This window comes from Vagococcus vulneris (assembly GCF_003950515.1).
Taxonomy (GTDB): Bacteria; Bacillota; Bacilli; order Lactobacillales; family Vagococcaceae; genus Vagococcus; species Vagococcus vulneris.
Map to the genome: position 1 here is coordinate 206,480 of NZ_NGJS01000001.1, position 19,603 is coordinate 226,082.

Consider the following 19,603-nt stretch of genomic DNA (forward strand, 5'->3'; position numbering starts at 1 on the left):
CCTTTATTCACCTACGCGTTTTAGAATTTCATCAAAACTTATTTTTGATTCTTCTGGAATTATTTGTGCACTTACCTCTACCCCTTCATTGTGTAATTCACAAATTTGCTTCAATTCAGTAGAATCTACCGATACAGCGGTTACAATTTTCTTTTTCCCTTGTTCATTTGGAATCCCTCCTAACTGTAATGTTGGAAAATGTAACCCCTTTTGATACGCTGCAAATGCTGAAGAAACTGTTTTAAAAAGTAACATAATCTTTCCTTCACCCAATTCATCCTTTTGATAACTTTTGCCTGCTTCCTCCGTTGACATCAACTCAACTTTCATCCCAGATGGTGCAGCCATTTGATAGATATCAACCATAAATGGGTCGTTTGATAAAGTGTCATCGACAATTAAAATTCGGTTACTGTTTGCGATCCTAGACCATTTTACAATCACCTGACCATGGATAAGTCGATTATCAATTCTTGTTAGTGTCAATTCTGCCATTCGTATCCCCTCCATTTTTGAATTCATGATATAGACGAACTATATTATTTCTACAGAGACTTTCATTGAGTTCTAGCGTGTCTATGGACTCTTCAAAGGATTTTTCTTCTTCAAGTATATCCGCTATACTCATCAACAAGCCTAAAGATAAATTCATAAAAGCTGGAATCTTACTATCCAGTGCTATTTTTAAAGCTACTTGAAATGTTGTACTCCCAAATAAATCGCAAACAAGAATAGATTGTGGTTTGTTTTTCGCATAAGATAAAACATCTTTCTCATACTTTTCTTTAGATGTGTCTTTTCCCAAAGGAAAAACCTTTATTTCACATGAACTTCCAAAAAATTCTTGAAAATCATTGACTAATGATTGCCCCCAAAAACCATGACACAAAACAATAATAGTCCTATCCAAAGTATCCCACCTTTCCTAATGAACAACTAGCTTAGCACATCATTTAATAATACTGCTTTATCTTTTGGAATCATTTGTTGGAAAATCCTAATTCCTTTTCTGTCCAAAAACCGTAGACATTCAACGTCCTCATTTGATAAAAATATTCCCTCACTAAATTTCTTTTTTCCTATTCCTGCAGACAGTCTTCCTATTATTAAATCATTCGCTAAAATACCTCGGTTTAATAAAATTTGTGCTACTGACAATCTTTTGAATAAAATTAAACAGTTGTCATACACTTCAATGGAATTATTTAACTCCGGAATTGTTAGAATCTCCACGGGATACTGTTTATCGACGGACATTCGAATAATATTCTTTTCTTGGAGATCAATTGCTGCGTCATCATCCACAATTAATATGGATGATAATTTATTTTCATGTAACCATCGATAAATAACCTGACCGTGAACTAAGCGATCGTCGCAACGAATTATGTTCATTTCACCAGCTCCTTCTTACTATTGAAGAACCATGATCGAATCTTTTGATACCTGTGCTGCTTTTGTGACTAACTCTTCCTCATTCTGTTGCTCATTTGATAAGGAAAGTTCTATTAGCAAGGGCAAATTTACACCTGTAATAATTCTAAAACCTCCTAAAGTTTTTAGAAGAAAATTTGCAACATTGCTTGGAGATCCACCCAAAATATCTACTAAAACGATTACCTCCCCTTTTTTCTTTAATACTGTCAATTTCTCCTCAACAATCTGCTTAAGTTTCTCAATATCATCATCTTTGTCCAATCCTAAGGCAAAATAATTATCCAATTTTCCTGTGATTAGTTCACAACTGTCTAATAACGCCTGTCCAAAATTTCCATGTGTAATAATCAAAAAACTCGTCATTCTAACACCTCCCTTTCACTTATACAGTAGCAATTATCATGCCAAGAATGGAAATTGCTCACTAAAAGCATTCATTTTAAAACAAAAATGACACACATGACAAATCAATAATGAGTGTCGTAATGTGTGTCGTTTTCTCTGTCTCTTTTTTTATTCATCATGGATGTGTGTCAATACTAGATTATTGGGATATTCATGAATTATCATATCCATAACATTCGCAACTTCCTCTATAGCGATTTTTAATCCGAAATACTCTTCAATGCCCTCAAATGCTTCTATTACAGAATGATATAAATTAGGATATTTTTTGAATAGTCTCTTAGGATTTTCATAGTTAAGTACTTCTTCAGTAAAAGATCGTTCTACCATACAAGAGCAATGAAATATGAATTTAACTAGAAACTCTTCTGATAGATTTAAGTTGTTTTTCTCAAGGATAATTTTTAATGCATAATTCGAAATGTCGAAAACTTTTTCAGGATCAATAAAAGATAAAATTCTACTCAGATTATCTATTAGTACCTGATCGAAGTATCTATGTTCTTCATTCTTTTTAAGTGTATTCGATCCTCTGTTTTCCTGTAATAGCTTTGAATATATTACGTCAATAGTATCTTTACTGCTCAAAACATAATTCGTTGCTTCAATAGCTATTGGCGTACTGATTCTGTCTAAAGTTCTTATTTGTATCCCTAGTTCCGTTTGAAGTTTATTTCCAAAACTCAGAATTGAACCCATGTCACCAAGAATAAGTACACCATCTCCCTCATTGATTTCTAGGACCAATTCTTTGGTTTTCTTATATACATTATCAATATCCTCTGTTAAAACCATATCAATAGCTTTAGCATGCTGTACTTGAAGCAATTGGTTCACAGTTTTTGCCATACTCGATGCCGTCGAGTCTCCATGCATTATTATAACAATGCCAATTTTTGAGTTTGGATTTCCCTCCTGTACCATTCTTTCTAAAATTCCAGAAAAAAAACGTTTATCAACAATCGAATAAAAACAGTTACTCTCGGTTTCAATTTTTTCAAAAATCTCTTGGGTCATTTTCTCTGAAGGGCTATGAGAAACAAACTCTCCAGGTGATTTTTCTTTAGGAATTAATTTACCTACATGATAGGCAAGCAATTGAGATACATGAATTACTTTTTCTTTGTCTTTTAAATAGGGAGCAAGGGTGCTGGAAACAGTATCTTTTATTTTCTTATTAATAATTGTTTCTAAAACTGTTGTATTTTCCGTCATCTCATTCTGGCTTTCAAGTAGTCTCGAATAGTCATTTGCTAACTTATTCATATATTGGAGAATTTCATCTTTTAAATTTTGTTTAGCTTGTTCATCTGAGTTTTCCTTTTCGTAAAAGTCTCGTATCTTTACTTCAGAAATACTATAATAGTCTTGATCTAGTATTGAATACACTTTGCTTTCCTTTGTGAAACTGTATTCTAATGTATTTGACAACTTGTAAATAAATTTTTTGTCTTCAAAATCTGTCAAATACCCTTGTTCAACCAAAGACGTTGAGACATCCTCTAACTCAATTACGACAGATCTAGTGTTTTCTGAGATAAATCGTAAGAAAGCTCCTGCACAGGCAAATTGAATATTACTTTTGAGGTTTCCAATGTTCCCTTTAAATTTTCCTAATAAAAAAAAAGTAAGTATATCTCTTGAAAGGAAGATATTTTGTTTAATACTCTGTGCTTCCCTTTCAAAAAAATAGGAAATTAGCTCAAATCTTTCCTTAATACTTTTTTCATTCAATGAAACTAGCCGAATATGAACAGGGATTCTTCTCAAAAAAGTGTTCAACATCACTTCAGAAGGTTTTTCTGTCGTTGCTGCAATTATTCGAACTTTTGACTTGGAGGATTCTCCAACTTGTCCCAACTTTCTGTATTCACCATGGTCCATCAATGAAAATAACATTTCCTGCCCTTTGTCACTTAATCTATGGACCTCGTCCAAAAAGAGAACACCACCGTCGGCAATTCCTACTAAACCTTCTTTATCTTCAAGCGCACCAGTAAAACTACCCTTAACGTACCCAAAAAGTTGTGAAAGAAGCAATTCCTGATTATCAGCATAGTCTGCACAGTTGAAAGTAATAAACGGACTAGTAGGTTTGATTACTTCCTTTTGAACGCCAAACGAATACATTTTCTCAGCAAAAAGAGATTTTCCAACGCCAGATTCTCCGGTTATCAAGGTGGCTAATCCATTGGGCGGGTAGAGAATCGAAGCTTTTGACTTAGTTATGGCTTCTTTTAACGACTCATCCCATCCGATCAGTTCTTTAAATGCTTCTCTCGAGTTTGTTTCAATACTATTTTCAAATCTAAGAATCTCAGAAATACTATTAAACTTAGTAGCATTCAATTGAATATTAAAAAAATTTTCTATCTCTTCTTTAGAAAGGTACTGAGTCGGTTTCCCCTTTATCTTGATCAAAATTCCTTCTTTTACGAGAGTGTTCAACTCTCTACTAGTATTACTTCGATCAATACTCAATTTTTCTCCAATCATTTGAGTAGTAACTCCATTATTAATCGTATGGTACATAAGCAATTGATTTTGAGTATCAACTTTGACTGCTTGAAGTATCTTCTGTTTACGTGAGAGATTTTTCATTTTTCCTCCTAACCGAAAATGTAGTCCAATACTAATATTTTCATATCTGTTTTTCCATCAATAAAAAGACCTTTTCGCTAAAAAGCTATCTTTCAAAATATTGTGAGACTAAATTTAGTTTAGTAAAAGTAAGGAATTCCTAAATTGGGCTTTCTGAATCAATATAGAGCAAGAAGGTAAAATCACTGTCAATTAAAATGGACAGTAATAATTATATTTCAAATCTATTATGAATTGATTATACAGTAGAACGCTAAATCCACATAATTGAACTCCAAAGAATTGGTTTTGACCAATGAATACGATAATTAATAAGCGCCGAACCGCGCTTACGATGTATAGACGCTGTAGCTTCAATTTATAAAAAATGTCTTGACCATAGAAAACCGAAAAAATATAAGATTGGAAAGAGCCGGTTCAACGCTTACGTTTCATATGTAAAAAGCACCAAATGGCTTAAACCTATTGCAGGTTCAGGCCATTTGGTGTGTAGATACTCAATGATTAAGTATTTAATATTTTTCCTAATATTCAGCAACCATTTGTAATTGATATAATCGCCACGTCATTGCTAAAAAGATATCTCGAAAATCATTAATCAGTATTCATTTTTTTGCTAGTCACTTTTGAAATCAAGATGTCCATTTCTGATAAATATTGAGGATCAAGAATTTTTAGTTAGATTACATATTCCTTAATGGCTACTTTAAACTAAACCCGGATTATTTTTTTCCGTTCGCTCTTCAAGCATTTTTTGTAACTCAATAGTTAACGATTTATTTTTTAACGAAACACATTCACAGGGGTCATCAATATACATTATCATATTTGAATCCATATCGAATCGTTCCCATCCAGGAAGATCTGATGTATTAGGATCATGATTTCTAGCAAAGTTAGCCCAATACTTAGCCATTGCATTACTAACACGTACATCGCTCTCTCCATAATTAATAAATTCACTACTAAGATTTTGAAAGTGGTATGCGTTTTCGCTCGCATGATAGGCCCCAAAATAATAGGGTTCTTTTCCAGGAGTCACTCTTTGAAAAATATAGTAGAAAGTTGGTGAAATTCTGTTCTTGTCTAAACACGAAGCAAAATACCTCATATTTGCAATAGTATTGTCAGATCTAAATCGTCCAAGTGCGTACGCAGGAGAAGCATCTAAATATGATCCATATTTCTCGTAGATAAACTTCTTATGATTTGGGTATTTAGTATTTACTGTTTTATCAAATCGCTCTTTTCCAACCTTGTCACGCTCTCCAAGCAAAATAGAAGCTTCATCTGCAGTACATCCAAGAATAATTGGAATATCATGAATGTTTCCTTTCAAAAAAGATTTTTCCAAGCGATCTGGAATTAATCGATTATCGACATATGGGCAGAATTCTGAGGCTTCATATTCATCAGGTTTACTCAATAATTGATCTACTGTGGCCGTAAATAGATCTTCATCATCAATACCTACACTATCCAAATACTTTTTACAGCGTTCCTGTTCTTGCAACTCATCGATATCCCACTCATCATGATTGAACGGTGATCCACTTTGAGTGATAGCAGCTTGAAATAATCCTTCAGCTTCCGGGCAAGTTAATAGGACATTAATAGCAGAAGAACCTGCAGAAACACCGAATAAAGTAACATTATCAGGATTTCCTCCAAAATTCTCAATATTGTCCTTTATCCATCGCAATGTCGCTAGCATGTCTTCTAATCCAGCATCAGGGGGAACTTCTAACAATATTTGAAGCCTTTGTCGTAATAAAATGGACGCCTTTTAAAAGAGATTACATTAGAAAATTATCCAGTGTCCTTTAGCCCTTTAATACTATGCTACTGTTCCTCAAAAAAGCTGCTTTCTATTTTCCTATAGATAAACTGGAAAATGGAAGCAGCTTTTTTCTTTGCTGGTAAGCTAGTTTAGCAATTTTGAAAAAATTTTTACTCAATGCTTGTTCATTTATTTTGTAAATAGATATACTTTTGCTTCATACGGTCTTATATTGTTTGCATCATCATCCCCGTAATTGCTAAGTAATAAGGTTTTTTCAACTGGTAAATGATCGTTTCGTTCCACCGTTTCAGCTGTGAAATTGCAGATAACGAATACTGTCTCTCCGTTATAATTTCTGCTATAAACAAAAACCTTAGGATCATTAAGATCAATTACCTGGTAATCCCCATAGGTAATAATGGGGTATTCTTTGCGTAACTGAATAATTTTTTGATAATAGTAAAAGATTGAGTTCGGGTCTTTCAAAGCCTCATCCACATTAATATCTTTATAATTTGAATTCACTTCCAACCAAGGCTCACCTTGTGTAAAGCCAGCGTGCAAATCAGTGCTCCACTGCATTGGTGTACGAGCATTATCACGCGAGGAATGGTGGATATACGTCAGCATCTGTTCAGCACTCAGGGTTTCCTTTTCTAACACATACTCTTGAAACGCATTCAACGTATCAATATCACGATAATTTTCAATTGTTTCAAAAGAAACATTGGTCATTCCAATCTCTTCACCTTGATAAATGTATGGTGTACCTTGCATAAAATGTAAAACCGTTGCCAGCATTTTGGCTGACAGCTTTCTAAAGGCTGGCGAATCATTCCCAAAGCGAGAAACAACTCTCGGTCGGTCATGATTATTCCAATAAAGACTGTTCCACGCTTTATTAGACAAACCCGTTTGCCATTTTGATAAGATTTTTTTCAATTCGATTAAATCAAAACGATCGGCATTCCATTTACCAAAACCATCCTCTTTATTTTCAATATCCGCATGGTCAAATTGAAAAACCATCTGAAGTTCTTTCGATTCAAACCCCGCATATGCTAATGCGTCCTCAATTGTTACCTCTGGTGTTTCCCCTACTGTAATCACTGGATATCTTGAAAGAACTTCTTGATTCATTTCTTTCAAATACTCGTTCACTTTTGTGCCATTCGCAACCATCGCTAAAGAAGTCGTTCGTTTCCCAGCTTTGATCAATGGATCATCTGGATAACTCTTATCTTTTGAGATTAGATTAATAACATCCATTCTGAATCCATCTACCCCTTTGTCTAACCACCATCGCATCATCGCATAAATCGCTTCTCGGACTCTTGGGTTTTCCCAATTCAAGTCTGGCTGCTTTTTAGAAAAAATGTGTAGGTAATACTGATTGGTTTCTTCATCAAATTCCCAAGCAGAACCACCAAACTCAGACCCCCAATTATTAGGAGGCTGCCCCTCTTTAGGATCTCGCCAAATATAAAAGTCCCGATAAGGATTGTCTATTCCTTTTTTACTTTCTTGAAACCAAGCGTGTTCATCCGAGGTATGATTGACAACTAAGTCCATCATAACCTTTAACTTATGCTGGTGCGCAACACGTAATAGCTCATCAAAATCTGCCATCGTCCCAAATTCAGGTAAGATTTGTTGATAGTCACTAATATCATACCCATTGTCATCATTTGGCGATTGATAAATCGGACTTAGCCATAGTACATCTATTCCAAGTTTCGCAAGATAAGGCAAGCGTTGAATGATACCTTTCAAGTCACCAATCCCATCATTATTGCTGTCTTGAAAACTACGAGGATAGACCTGATAAACAACGGCCTCCTTCCACCACTCTTTTTCCATGACTCTCTCCTTAATGTTTTTCACAAAACTCGATTTTTTCTTTGTTTGGCCCTTCGATAATAAAAAAACTAATCCCTTTATTCCAATAGGCTAAAGTCTCGATACCCTCTGATAGGATTGGATAATCCTTCGCTTGAATCATTTCAAAGAGCGTATCAATTTCTTCACTCACCTGCAAGGCAATATGATCAATCACACCCGTATGTCCGTCTAGATTTTTTTGTTCGTATAATTCGACAATGAAATCGTTGTTTTCGAGAAACGCCACCCCGCCACCATCCGGTTGAATTTCTTGATTGACTAATTTGAACCCTAGCTGTTGATAAAATGTTATAGATTGAAGCATTTTTTCCGTCGGAATCCCAACATGCTGCAAGCCATTGATAAAATCTTTAATTTCCATTTTGCCCTCCAAATTACGGCAGTTTAATCACCTGTTCTGTTTCTAAATCAAAAAAATGGGCCTTATTCATATCAAAAGCCAATTCAATTCGTTCTCCTGGTTTATGAAAATCACGGGCATCTACTTTAGAAATGAATTCTGTCGAAGCTGTTTTCGTGTATAACATCGTTTCAGCTCCTAATAATTCTGAAACAACAACTTCTGCTTGCAAGGTGGAACCGGGTGTACTCTCCAAGACAATTTGTTCTGTATGAATGTCTTCTGGTCGAATACCAAAAATGACCGTTTTCCCTTCATAACCTTTTTCAAGCAATACTTTATTTTTTCCTTCAGGGATTTTAATTTTCAACGTATGCCCATCCGAAATATACCCATTCCTTATGGAGATCCGGAAAAAATTCATCGCTGGCGATCCAATAAAACCGGCGACAAAAACATTTTGAGGATTATTATAGACCTCCTTTGGTGTCCCAATTTGTTGAATGAATCCATCTTTCATGATAACGATGCGATCGGCCATCGTCATCGCCTCTGTTTGATCATGTGTGACATAAATCGTCGTTGTTTTTAATCGCTGATGCAATTTTGCGATCTCCGCTCGCATCGCTACTCTCAATTTGGCATCTAGGTTGGACAATGGCTCATCCATCAAAAATACTTTTGCATCGCGAACAATTGCTCGGCCTAAAGCAACCCGTTGCCTCTGCCCACCAGATAATGCTGCTGGTTTACGAGTGAGATAGTCGCTTAGTCCTAAGATATCTGCAGCATTCTCAACTCGCTGCTTTATTTCCACCTTGTCATATTTTCTTAATTTCAAACCAAACGCCATGTTATCAAAAACCGTCATATGAGGATATAAAGCATAATTTTGGAAAACCATAGCAATGTCTCGATCTTTTGGTGCCAGATCATTCACAATCGTTCCATCGATGATTAGCTCGCCTTCAGTAATACTTTCTAAACCAGCTACCATCCGTAACGTTGTCGATTTCCCACACCCCGATGGTCCAACAAAAACAATAAACTCTTGGTCCACAATCTCCAAATTAAAATCGGTTACTGAATAGTTTTCAGCATTTTGATATTTTTTATGAATACTTTTTAACGATAACTCAACCATATAGTTTCCTTCTTTCCTCCAAAAGACATTTCTTTTTCGTTCAATACTATTTATGAATGAAGTTCTATTTCTTTTGCTAACGCTAAGCCGCCAATCACACCCGCATTGTCTTCTAATTTAGGTGTAACCAGGTATTTTTCTAAAGGGGGTATCTTTACGTAACCATTAAGCAGTTCAGCAAACCGTTCCCGTACTTTTTTAATTAATTGTGGTTGTTTCATCACACCGCCACCAAAAATAATGATCTCAGGTGAAAACATCAACGTTGTATTATAAGCACATTGCGCTAGATAATCTGCCTCAATCTCCCAAAAGGAATCCTCTGGCACCAATTCTTGGCCTTTCTTACCTATACGTTTTTCGATCGCTGGGCCAGCTGCCATTCCTTCTAAACAATTGGAATGAAACGGGCAGGCACCTTCAAATGAATCCTCAGAATTTCGATGTACCAACATGTGACCCATTTCAGGATGGCTAAATCCTTCTACAAATTTACCGGATTGAATCACACCGCCACCAATTCCTGTTCCAACGGTATAGTAAGCAACACTGGTCATTCCTAACCCATGGCCCGCGACATATTCGCCAAAGCAAGCAGCATTTACATCAGTTGTCCAAGCAATTGGAACGGGTAAAGTCTGCTTCAGATAGCCGACAAAATCAGTCTGTGCCCACCCATTTTTAGGAGTAGACGTAACATAACCATAGGTTTTAGACTCCGGATGTATATCAATTGGACCAAAGGAGCCCACACCAATACTCTGAAGTTCTTTTTGGTATTTTGAAAAAAATTCAACCACGTTTGCTAATGTTTCTGCAGGACAAGTAGTTGGAAAACTCACTCTTTCAATAATCGAAAAATCTTCGTCCCCAACCGCACAAACAAATTTTGTTCCTCCTGCTTCAATAGAACCGTACATTTTTAATCAGCATCCTTATTCAATATTTTTTGTATAGATTTCTTTGGGCATTCTCTGATAACGATCATTCCTTCCTTTTTCCTGATACCAAAAAGGAGTGACTTCGTAAATACACTGATTGCTCTCGTCCCAAGTATCTGCTTTGTATTTTTCAATGAAACCTTCAAAGCTAGTGAAAAAAGGAACATTGTCACAGATTTGTACTCGCAAAACAGACGTATGACCATTGCCATCAACTGGCATTAATGACTGAGCTGCATACGGACTATCAAACAATGCGAAAGGAGGTTCCGCCGCCCACGCATAGCCAATATAGTCCTCACTTCCAGTTCCAAAGGTGGAAGGAAATTTTTCACCATCAACAAAAAATTTCTCATCTCCTTCACCCCACCACCAATCAATCGTCTTTTGATTGTCTTGACCATACCACCACTGTTGACTCTCTTCTTTAGGAGAAGCCCACGTGTCAAGAATGTGCATGTGTACACCACAAAATCTTCCTGTTCCTTCCGTCAGCAATAATGGCCAGTCCGGCCAACGCTGACCATCCTCAGTAAATTCATGCTGATTCAGTTGCTGGAAATCGCCATTATGCCATTTCGCATGGAAACGTAAATAATCCTCCGCCTGATCTTTTTCAAGTTCTTCAATTTTATAAGTAAAGATTAGCGGAATGTTTTCCGTTCCTTCATTGATTAACTCGACCTTTACTCCCTTTGAGTAAGGCATAAACCAATTTGAATAGAGTCGCTTCTCAGTCATCCCAACTGGCAAAGTTTTAAAAAGATTATATCCTGGCGAGCTACCAAAAAAATCGCCTAAGGGCACACAGACCGCTGGTACCTCTTCTTCATCCCAATAAATTGTTAATAACACTTCTCTTAAAATTTTTTTCAAGACGTCTGTGGGATAGCTTTCATGTTCCAATTGAACGCCCATATAGACCAATGCGCCGGATTCTTTTTTATCAAGTACGCAATGCGTTTCTTTGTCTAAGACAAACGATTCACTGATGGCTTCTTTTTCATAACGATCCCCGCGGCTGTAGAGAGCCCTGTCCATCTCCGCTAGTTGAATCAAACCTTCTTTTGAAATCACTTCTTGAAAGCTTGGAAGTATCTCATCTGGATAAAGGCTATAGGTAAAATGATAATATTCTCCCCAATCTTCTGAAAAAGTGATCTTAATGCTTTTTTCAAAGGGAATCGGAAGGAATGACGTGTATCCGCCTGAAAGTTTAGGCATCAAGCTAGGAAAACCGGCTGGTGAGACATTCTCAGTAGGCTGCTCAAAAAATTGTTTGAATGGGCGAGTATAACTCGCTTCCTCTTCTCCATCAAAGTAGACGTTCATCTTCCCTTGTTGAGGCTTTGCCGACCAAACTCGCCAAATCACACCTGGCCCCTCTAGTTCTACTGCAACATTTTCAGTTCCTTCTTTGCGAATAAACCCTGCATTGTCATCGTTGGCAGCCCAATCGACATAGCGCATCTTTTGATCGTCATAATATGAACGGCGATCATAACTACTAAAAGTTCCAGCTTTTTCTCCCGCTTTTGGTTTATTTGCTAAACGCCTCATATCTACTAAACGATCTATTAATTCTTTCAGACTACGACTTGACATTATCTATATTCCTCCCACAAAATGATTATTTCACAGCGCCATCCGCTACCCCTTTAATAATATGTTTTTGCATAAAGAAGTAGAAAATAATCACTGGTATAATAGCAATCAAAAGACCTGCTAAAGCTAAATGCCATTGTTTCGTATAGGCACCAAAAAAGTAGAACATCTTAATCGGAATAGTCTGCATTCCTGGTTTATTGATGACTAACGAAGGAAGCAAATAATCATTCCAAATCGAGATCGCATTTAATAGCGCTACTGTCACAGCAGTTGGCTTCAACATTGGATAAATAATCTTAAAGAAAATCTGCCAACGCGAAGCACCATCAATCGTCGCTGCTTCGTCCAATGATTTTGGAATCCCTTTTAGTGCTCCCACAAACATAAATACACCCATACTCACGTTAAAGCCTAAATGCATAAAAATCAGTCCCCCACGATTCAACATGCCCAATTTCCCATAAATTGAGACGAGAGGGATCATTACTGATTGGAATGTCACCAACATAGCGGCAACAAACACAAAGTAAGCTATTTTGCTAATTTTACTTTCTGAACGCTGAATCGCATAAGCGGCCATAGCTGAAATAATTGAAATAAGTAATACTGCGATAATCGTAATAACGAGTGTATTAAGAAACGAGCGGCCAAAATCTAGCTCCTTGTATGCTTCTGGATAATTTTCCGTTGTAAAATTTTCAGGTAAGCCCAAAGTGTTGGAAAAGATTTCGGTCTTTGACTTAAAGGAATTGACGATGATTAGATAAAAGGGCATCAGCCAAAGCAAAGCCAAAACAATTCCTACTAACGGAGATAAACTGAATCGTTTTTTAAACATTACACTTCAACCTCTTTTCTAGAGCTTAAGAATACTTGCGTAACTGAAATAATCGTTAGGATTAGGAAAAAGACCATCCCTTTCGCTTGTGCTAACCCCATTTCTCTCTGTGAAAAGGCTGTATTCACGATATCCATAGCAACCATTGTTGTTGACTTAAATGGCCCGCCCGAAGTTAGCGCTAAATTTTGATCATAAATTTTGAAACAGAAAGACAAACTCATAAACAGACTAATTGTAAATGCTGGCCGAATCATTGGCAGTTTGATTTGAAGCATCTGTTGCCATTCGCTAGCACCATCCAAACTTGCAGCTTCTAATAATGATTCATCTACACCTTGTAAAAAGGCCACGTAAATGACCATGATATAACCGGCATATTGCCAAACCACCATCAAGACCATCCCCCAAAAGCCCGTTGTCGGTGTTGAGAGCCACCCATTCAGTGCCTCGATACCAACCGCTGTACCAATGGCAGAAAAGGCCTTCACAAAAACAAACTGCCAAATAAATCCAAGAATTAGTCCACCGATTAGATTAGGCATAAAGAACACTGTTCGTAAAATGGTGCTTCCACGAAAGCCTTTTGTGACGATCAAGGCTAAACCTAGTCCCACCAAATTAATCAAGGCAACTGTCACAACAGAAAACTTTATCGTAAACCACAATGAATGCATAAATTCTTTATCACTCAAAATCCTTTTAAAATTCTCTAAACCAACAAACGTTGAAACTGAAATTCCATCCCACTTTGTAAATGAGTAATAAATACCAATTACAAAAGGAATGACAACAATCGCACAAACAGCTAGCACAGCCGGTAATAAGAAAGGATACGACCATTTCTGGTCGTTTATCCTTTTCTTCCCAACTGTTTTCGTTGAAACAATTCTTTTTGACGATTCCATTTTTTCCCTCCTATTTTTCTTCAGCTGGTTTCCAGGCCCCTTTTACATCAGAAACAACCTCATCCCAGCTTGCATCATCCGTAATATATTCTTGAATGCCTGTTCCGATTGAGTTTTTCAACCAATCAACATTTGTTGCGTTAAAGACGGATTGACGATAAGTATCTTCGTTTACATACTTCGTATATTCTTTAATCAGATTTACATCAGAAGCATAATCTTCATACCCTTGGTAGGCAGGAATAAACATAAAGTTTTCAACAGTGTTTTTCTTTCCATCTTCTGAGCAATTCATATAATCTAGGAATTTTTTAGCTGCTTTAATCTCTTTCTTACTAGCTTCCTTATTCACGATATAATAATTTAAACAACCACCGTCCAAGTACCGCTCTGGAGTGCCATCAACTGGAATAGGTAAAATCCCAATATTTTCTTGTGCCCATTCTTCATCGGCTTCAACTAAAGTTGGGACTACCCAGCTCCCCTGCATAACAACCGCTACTTTTTCACCAATGAATTTGTCATCAATTTGAGTCGAGTAATCCATGCTCACTGCCGGTTGAACACCATAATCATTTTGAATATCCACGTAATATTTCAACTGATCCGAGTAATCAAAATTGAATTTTGGAGCTGAAACAGCAATTGTTGGGTCATAATCAAATTCCGGTGCAATGAACACTCCTCCGCCATGCATTCCAGTTGACCAAGTTTCCTTTGCTGGAAAGGCAAATACCGCATCCAATCCTAATTTGTCCTTTTGCTTATCAATTTTTTTTACCGCTTCGGTTAAATCATTTTGTGTCTTAATGGTATCTGCATCAATACCAGCATCCTTGAAAATTTTCTTATTATATAGATAAGAGTAAACTTCCATACTCATAGGTACTGCTCCTACTCCCCCATCATCCAATTTCATGGATTCAATAGTACTCGGAATAGCATTCTTAATCGATTCTGTGTCAGAGACATCTGCAGCATATTGCTTATAATTCACGAACTGTTCTAATCCCGCTGCCATAAATATCGTTGGCGCTTCACCAGAAGAGAATTTTGCTTTTAGACTAGATTCCGAATCCTCTCCGCCACCTACAAAGGTCAAATCGATAGCGATATCAGGATTCTTTTCTTCAAACTTCTTTACAAACGCTTCCATTTCTTTCTTATACTCAACTTTTGACAAAAACATACTAATCGTTGTATCGGAAGCTTTCTTTTCATCCTCCCCATTGCCACAAGCTGCTAATCCACCCAAACTAAAAAGAACAATCGTCGATAATACCATTTTTTTCCAAATCTTCACAAAAAATTCCTCCACTTCTTAAAAATTATAGTAATTATTCTCACGAATGGTAACGGTACCATTCGATGTTAACTAATCCTATCATGACAAAAATACAATTTCAAGACTTTTTTTGGTAACGATACCATTTTGTGCTATACTATTTATATATTTAGGAGGTACCTATGACGACTATAAAAGACATCGCAAAATTGGCTAAAGTAGGAACAACAACTGTTTCTCGTGTAATAAATAATAGTGATAAAGTCTCGCCCACTACAAAAAAAAGAGTCGAACAAGCTATGCAGGAATTAAATTATCAGCCGAATCAATACGCCCGTACACTTAAATCAAACAAATCAAATACAATTGCCGTGAGCGTTCCTAGTATCTGGCACCCTTTTTATTCTGAATTCATTTTTCACATTGAAAAGAAGGTCGCTGAAAAGGGCTATCGTTTATTGATTTCCAGCAACGATTCGGATGATCAAGTCGAGATCGAATTTTTAGAAATGGTCCGTCAAAATAAAGTAGATGGCATTATTGCTTTGACCTATCACAACATTGATAGATATCTGTCCTCAAATATTCCCTTTGTTAGCATTGATCGCTATTTCAAGGAAAAAGTTGCCTATGTCACATCGGATAACTATCATGGTGGTGAAATTGCCGCCGAAGAACTTACTAAACGGGGCTGCAAAAAATTAGCTTATGTAGCAGCTGTAGCCCCTCAAAAAAATGATACCTTGAAAAGAAAGGACGGCTTCATTGATAAGGCTCGAGAATTGGGATATGAAGTTGCAGTTTTTTTGAAACCTGAACCCATCGAAGATTATCATGATTTTTTTGAGCAGTTTTTTGAAATGTATCCTGCTACGGATGGTATTTTAGCAATGAATGACTCCAATGCCCTATTGCTATTAGACTACCTACAAAGTAAAAATATCCGTGTTCCTGAGGATATTCAAATTATTGGCTATGATGGCTTTCGTTATTTTGAAAATTTTGAAACATCGTTGACTTCCATTAAGCAACCCATTCAACAAATGGCGGAAGCCGCTTTTGATTTACTTTTTCGTTTGATTGCCGGCGAAGAAATCGGCAACCCGATTGTCCTACCCGTTCAGTTCAAAGAAGGAAAAACGACGAAAAAATTCCCTTTGACAGATTAACTTCACTTCCTGGCAGAAAAAATGGTCACTTTAACTAGCTGGTTATTCGGCTTAAGAGGTCGTGACATAACTTCTATCACAGCCTCTTTTTCCGAATAATGAATAGAACTATTATCTTGGAAGTCGTTCTTCACGAACCAAGATGTTAGTGAATGCTGCATGTGGCTCCTTTTGATACCAATACGCTACAGATGAAATATCATCTTGCCGCTCATAAAGTTTAATATCGTCATTCCCTAAAGTCTGGAAGGTTACTTTTAAATCCTTTTTAAAACTAATTGGGTCTGGAAGGTGCCAGCGATAAAGGCCATGCATCGGTAACGCATCATCACCGAAACCATGAACCGGATTGGGATTCGGTTTCCCGGCACTGAAAAAGTCTCTCGTATGATCTCTTTTGGATTGGAAAGGATAGCCCATGAATAAGGTATTAAAGTTTTGAGCATAGGGCAGTTCGCCAAAAGCTTTTTTATGAAAAGCCCATGCTCCACCGAAGTAATCCTCGGCCCCCGTGGAAGTTATCGTAGGGAAAGCCTCATCTCCATCTAAGTAAAACTTGAACTCGCCCTCACCCCACCAGTATCTTTCCAGTGCGCATAAAGCAAAATACGTTCCGACATAATAGCCTGTTCCTTTGATCCCATCTATCAGTGTGTAATCTTCCCCCTTTGTCGTAATAGCCTCACGATTCCATTTTGCATGAAAATACATGGCCTCTTCTGGAACAGCGGTCAACGCATAATTGAATGTATAAAAAATATGTTTAATAAATTCCGGATGTTCATTTGTCAGTGTTATCTTCGCCTTTTTCCGAAAGGGCATTTCAAAATAGCAATTCATACCGGAAGTTGGGTTAACCACAATTGGTAATGAATTCACATCACATCTTGTTCCAAAACCATTGCAGAAAAAGTCGCCTAATGGGCTTTCGACAGAAGGCGTTTCTTCATTGTCCCAATAAATGCGTAAAATTAAATCACGTAACACAAAACTACCAGCAGTTGTCTTATCCGTTACAGTCATCCAAAAATGACGAATAATTCCGGGGCCTTCAATTTCTGCTAAAGTAATGGTCTCACCAGAATTTATTGGAACAGAAGGCGTCCCTTTTCTGCCAACCCCCAAATGACTAGCGGTCATAGCGGCTTTTCCTTTTTCGCCATGTTTATTTTCAGGTGAAATTGTTCGACTCTCTTCCCCTTGATGTAGCCAGATTTTGTTCAGATAATCCATCCTATTCATCCTCTACCTTCTCTTCATTTTTTTGCTCGTTCATATAAATAATTTGCTGCTGTGCCTCTTCTACAATAGAGGGAATATCCAGAGTATCATTGTCTAGCTGCAAAGCGATCGACATTGCAAGAGGTAAATTCATCCCAGCAATGACATGTACATGTTCAGAAATATGTTGATAGAACTTTTGATTCACGCTTCCACCAGCCATATCTGTTAAAATGATCACTTCATCCGAAGTAGCTAATAACTCCGGAATCTTTTGATCGATCTCTTCTGTCCCCTCTACATAGGCACATAAACTATTAATACGACTTTGGATACCTGTTAAAAATTCTAACGTCTCCTTAAAGCCTTCCGCTAGTGTCGAATGACTAGCGATTATCAATTTTCTCATAATCAAAATCCTTTTCTTTTTATGCTAATATTCCGAATGCAGCCATAATCATCGCAAAAACAATGACTAGCAAAATTAGGATAGTCATACTGATTTTTTTCTTACTTAATAAGTAATAGGCCGTCGCAGTAATCAATACCGGAATCAATGTTGGTAGGATTTTATCCAACATTGGTTGAATTTTCATACTAACTTCACCAAATGTAAACTTAAGGGGTGTTGATACACTAATTACAGAAGCAATTAATGAACCCACCACCGTTAATCCTAATACTGAAGCAGCTTCGGTTAAATAATTGATTTTTTCACCATATTCTGTAACAATCTTCATACCTTGTTTATAACCAAATTCAAACCCTCTCATCCGGAAAAAGAAAATAACCATAATCAAAATGAACCACAAGAAAATACCCACAGGATTATTTTCTAAAGCCATATAGGCGGCAATCGAGCCCATAATCGTTGGAATCATCGTCATCAACAACGAGTCACCAATTCCAGCAATTGGTCCCATCGTCCCAACCTTAAAATCATTGATTGCATCTTTTGCTTCTAATCCTTGTCTTTCTTCCATTGCTACACAAGCACCTAAAACGATCGCCGCTAACCATGGTTGCGTATTGTAATATTGAAAATGGTTATTCAATGCCTCGGTATATTCATCATCGTCCTTGTATAGCTTTCTTAAAATGGGGGACAATGCGTAGGCTACTGATGCACCTTGTTGTGTTTGATAATTAAAAGTACACACCGACATCAACCAACGATAGTTTGCTTTTCTAAGATCTTTTTTCGTCACTTGATAGTTTTCACTCATTTTATTCATCCTCCCCAATAAATCCTCCGTCTGAAGCACCTGCAGAAGCTGTAATTTGCGCATCCTTTTCTGCTCGGTGATAGACATTAAAGGCCAAAGCAAACCCAATAATTGCCGCGCCAATGATTGGAACCTTCAAAAAGGCGGCTAAGAAAAAGCCCACAAGTAAATAGCTAATGTATCGACCGGTTGGCATAAAGCGCAGTAGCATCGCAATACCCACAGCAGGTAACATTTTCCCAGCTAAGGTTAAACCATCCATAAACCAGCTAGGAAGAACTTCTAAAACGTAGTTTACAGCTGACTGGCCTAACGTTACGGAGATAAATACTGGAATCGCCGCTGATAACCCGAAGAAAATTGGTCCAAGCCATAAGATACTCGTCATTTTCTTAAACTCTCGTTTATTCGCAAATTCCTGTGCTTTTCTCACAACAAAGCCATTTAAAATTTTGACAATGACATCCAATTGAACCCCCAGCATACCAACTGGCAACCCAATCGCTAAGCCTGCTTCTACTCCCAATTGACTACCAAAAGCAGTAGCAATAATTGCACATGTCCCATAATCTGGTACTGAAGAACCACCAAAGCCGGCAACGCCTAAAGACATTAGTTGAACTGTCCCCCCTACGATCAACCCAGTTTTGACATCACCCATTAAAATACCTGTAAAAAGTCCCCAAAATACGGCATAATTCACGAAAATCATTGGAATCCCATAGTAGTCAACATGTTTGATAAACGCTAGCAATGTTAACATAACAATTTGAAAAATAGTGAAATGCATCGCGA

Annotated in this window: 19 protein-coding genes; 1 reads left to right on the forward strand and 18 read right to left on the reverse strand. The window is 37.1% G+C overall.

All coding sequences use genetic code 11. The features are described from left to right. Positions 1 to 3: 3 nt before the first annotated feature. The 14 genes from CBF37_RS00985 to CBF37_RS01050 form a co-directional block, all read right to left on the reverse strand. The gene (locus CBF37_RS00985) at positions 4 to 495 is read right to left on the reverse strand and encodes a PTS sugar transporter subunit IIB (protein WP_002350277.1); all 492 of its coding nucleotides are present in this window, start codon (positions 493 to 495) and stop codon (positions 4 to 6) included. Beyond that, on the reverse strand, positions 467 to 910 hold the full coding sequence (locus CBF37_RS00990; protein WP_105467015.1) for a PTS sugar transporter subunit IIA: 444 nt from the start codon (positions 908 to 910) through the stop codon (positions 467 to 469). The genes CBF37_RS00985 and CBF37_RS00990 overlap by 29 nt, the downstream gene beginning before the upstream one ends. A gap of 26 nt (positions 911 to 936) precedes the next feature. Next, on the reverse strand, positions 937 to 1,395 hold the full coding sequence (locus tag CBF37_RS00995) for a PTS sugar transporter subunit IIB (protein WP_002350279.1): 459 nt from the start codon (positions 1,393 to 1,395) through the stop codon (positions 937 to 939). A gap of 18 nt (positions 1,396 to 1,413) precedes the next feature. Then, on the reverse strand, positions 1,414 to 1,800 hold the full coding sequence (locus CBF37_RS01000; RefSeq protein ID WP_002350280.1) for a PTS sugar transporter subunit IIA: 387 nt from the start codon (positions 1,798 to 1,800) through the stop codon (positions 1,414 to 1,416). 150 nt (positions 1,801 to 1,950) lie between these two features. Then, positions 1,951 to 4,443 carry a sigma 54-interacting transcriptional regulator gene (locus CBF37_RS01005; RefSeq protein WP_002350281.1) on the reverse strand — a complete coding sequence of 831 codons (2,493 nt, stop codon included), beginning with the start codon at positions 4,441 to 4,443 and terminating at the stop codon, positions 1,951 to 1,953. Positions 4,444 to 5,149: 706 nt separating this feature from the next. Beyond that, complete coding sequence (locus CBF37_RS01010) at positions 5,150 to 6,193, reverse strand: carboxylesterase family protein (protein ID WP_002350282.1); 1,044 nt, start codon at positions 6,191 to 6,193, stop codon at positions 5,150 to 5,152. A gap of 219 nt (positions 6,194 to 6,412) precedes the next feature. Beyond that, positions 6,413 to 8,086: a glycoside hydrolase family 13 protein gene (locus CBF37_RS01015; protein ID WP_042958171.1), complete on the reverse strand. Its 1,674-nt coding sequence runs from the start codon at positions 8,084 to 8,086 to the stop codon at positions 6,413 to 6,415. Between the two features lie 10 nt (positions 8,087 to 8,096). After that, on the reverse strand, positions 8,097 to 8,489 hold the full coding sequence (locus CBF37_RS01020; protein ID WP_002350284.1) for a VOC family protein: 393 nt from the start codon (positions 8,487 to 8,489) through the stop codon (positions 8,097 to 8,099). 13 nt (positions 8,490 to 8,502) lie between these two features. Further along, positions 8,503 to 9,612, reverse strand: a complete 1,110-nt coding sequence (locus tag CBF37_RS01025) for an ABC transporter ATP-binding protein (protein WP_002350285.1) — start codon at positions 9,610 to 9,612, stop codon at positions 8,503 to 8,505. Positions 9,613 to 9,662: 50 nt separating this feature from the next. Next, on the reverse strand, positions 9,663 to 10,532 hold the full coding sequence (locus CBF37_RS01030; RefSeq protein WP_002350286.1) for an ROK family protein: 870 nt from the start codon (positions 10,530 to 10,532) through the stop codon (positions 9,663 to 9,665). Between the two features lie 15 nt (positions 10,533 to 10,547). After that, positions 10,548 to 12,158 carry a glycoside hydrolase family 172 protein gene (locus tag CBF37_RS01035; RefSeq protein ID WP_125982922.1) on the reverse strand — a complete coding sequence of 537 codons (1,611 nt, stop codon included), beginning with the start codon at positions 12,156 to 12,158 and terminating at the stop codon, positions 10,548 to 10,550. A 25-nt stretch (positions 12,159 to 12,183) separates the two neighbouring features. After that, positions 12,184 to 12,999 (reverse strand): carbohydrate ABC transporter permease, encoded by an 816-nt coding sequence (locus CBF37_RS01040; RefSeq protein WP_002350288.1) that lies wholly within the window; start codon positions 12,997 to 12,999, stop codon positions 12,184 to 12,186. Further along, the gene (locus CBF37_RS01045; protein ID WP_002350289.1) at positions 12,999 to 13,907 is read right to left on the reverse strand and encodes a carbohydrate ABC transporter permease; all 909 of its coding nucleotides are present in this window, start codon (positions 13,905 to 13,907) and stop codon (positions 12,999 to 13,001) included. The genes CBF37_RS01040 and CBF37_RS01045 overlap by 1 nt, the downstream gene beginning before the upstream one ends. Positions 13,908 to 13,917: 10 nt before the next feature. Further along, positions 13,918 to 15,210 (reverse strand): ABC transporter substrate-binding protein, encoded by a 1,293-nt coding sequence (locus CBF37_RS01050; RefSeq protein ID WP_240626637.1) that lies wholly within the window; start codon positions 15,208 to 15,210, stop codon positions 13,918 to 13,920. 164 nt (positions 15,211 to 15,374) lie between these two features. Here CBF37_RS01050 and CBF37_RS01055 point away from each other — a divergent pair, with 164 nt between their 5' ends. Beyond that, on the forward strand, positions 15,375 to 16,361 hold the full coding sequence (locus CBF37_RS01055; protein ID WP_002350291.1) for a LacI family DNA-binding transcriptional regulator: 987 nt from the start codon (positions 15,375 to 15,377) through the stop codon (positions 16,359 to 16,361). A 111-nt stretch (positions 16,362 to 16,472) separates the two neighbouring features. On the opposite strand, the gene CBF37_RS01060 is transcribed toward CBF37_RS01055, so the two are convergent. From CBF37_RS01060 to CBF37_RS01075, 4 genes are read right to left on the reverse strand one after another with little or no spacing between them, the layout of a single operon-like run. Beyond that, positions 16,473 to 17,594, reverse strand: a complete 1,122-nt coding sequence (locus CBF37_RS01060; RefSeq protein WP_042958184.1) for a glycoside hydrolase family 172 protein — start codon at positions 17,592 to 17,594, stop codon at positions 16,473 to 16,475. A gap of 1 nt (position 17,595) precedes the next feature. Next, on the reverse strand, positions 17,596 to 17,991 hold the full coding sequence (locus CBF37_RS01065) for a PTS sugar transporter subunit IIA (RefSeq protein WP_002350293.1): 396 nt from the start codon (positions 17,989 to 17,991) through the stop codon (positions 17,596 to 17,598). A gap of 19 nt (positions 17,992 to 18,010) precedes the next feature. Beyond that, entirely contained in the window at positions 18,011 to 18,817 is an 807-nt protein-coding gene (locus CBF37_RS01070; RefSeq protein ID WP_002350294.1) for a PTS system mannose/fructose/sorbose family transporter subunit IID, read from the reverse strand. Then, the gene (locus CBF37_RS01075) at positions 18,810 to 19,598 is read right to left on the reverse strand and encodes a PTS mannose/fructose/sorbose/N-acetylgalactosamine transporter subunit IIC (protein ID WP_002350295.1); all 789 of its coding nucleotides are present in this window, start codon (positions 19,596 to 19,598) and stop codon (positions 18,810 to 18,812) included. Before CBF37_RS01075 ends, CBF37_RS01070 begins: the two co-directional genes overlap by 8 nt. Positions 19,599 to 19,603: the final 5 nt, after the last annotated feature.

Coding starts and splice junctions, on each gene's coding strand:
- CBF37_RS00985 (WP_002350277.1), bottom strand. CDS start 495: ATGGCAGAATTGACACTAACAAGAATTGATAATCGACTTATCCATGGT.
- CBF37_RS00995 (WP_002350279.1), bottom strand. CDS start 1,395: ATGAACATAATTCGTTGCGACGATCGCTTAGTTCACGGTCAGGTTATT.
- CBF37_RS01000 (WP_002350280.1), bottom strand. CDS start 1,800: ATGACGAGTTTTTTGATTATTACACATGGAAATTTTGGACAGGCGTTA.
- CBF37_RS01005 (WP_002350281.1), bottom strand. CDS start 4,443: ATGAAAAATCTCTCACGTAAACAGAAGATACTTCAAGCAGTCAAAGTT.
- CBF37_RS01015 (WP_042958171.1), bottom strand. CDS start 8,086: ATGGAAAAAGAGTGGTGGAAGGAGGCCGTTGTTTATCAGGTCTATCCT.
- CBF37_RS01020 (WP_002350284.1), bottom strand. CDS start 8,489: ATGGAAATTAAAGATTTTATCAATGGCTTGCAGCATGTTGGGATTCCG.
- CBF37_RS01025 (WP_002350285.1), bottom strand. CDS start 9,612: ATGGTTGAGTTATCGTTAAAAAGTATTCATAAAAAATATCAAAATGCT.
- CBF37_RS01030 (WP_002350286.1), bottom strand. CDS start 10,532: ATGTACGGTTCTATTGAAGCAGGAGGAACAAAATTTGTTTGTGCGGTT.
- CBF37_RS01035 (WP_125982922.1), bottom strand. CDS start 12,158: ATGTCAAGTCGTAGTCTGAAAGAATTAATAGATCGTTTAGTAGATATG.
- CBF37_RS01040 (WP_002350288.1), bottom strand. CDS start 12,999: ATGTTTAAAAAACGATTCAGTTTATCTCCGTTAGTAGGAATTGTTTTG.
- CBF37_RS01045 (WP_002350289.1), bottom strand. CDS start 13,907: ATGGAATCGTCAAAAAGAATTGTTTCAACGAAAACAGTTGGGAAGAAA.
- CBF37_RS01055 (WP_002350291.1), top strand. CDS start 15,375: ATGACGACTATAAAAGACATCGCAAAATTGGCTAAAGTAGGAACAACA.
- CBF37_RS01060 (WP_042958184.1), bottom strand. CDS start 17,594: ATGGATTATCTGAACAAAATCTGGCTACATCAAGGGGAAGAGAGTCGA.
- CBF37_RS01065 (WP_002350293.1), bottom strand. CDS start 17,991: ATGAGAAAATTGATAATCGCTAGTCATTCGACACTAGCGGAAGGCTTT.
- CBF37_RS01070 (WP_002350294.1), bottom strand. CDS start 18,817: ATGAATAAAATGAGTGAAAACTATCAAGTGACGAAAAAAGATCTTAGA.
- CBF37_RS01075 (WP_002350295.1), bottom strand. CDS start 19,598: ATGCATTTCACTATTTTTCAAATTGTTATGTTAACATTGCTAGCGTTT.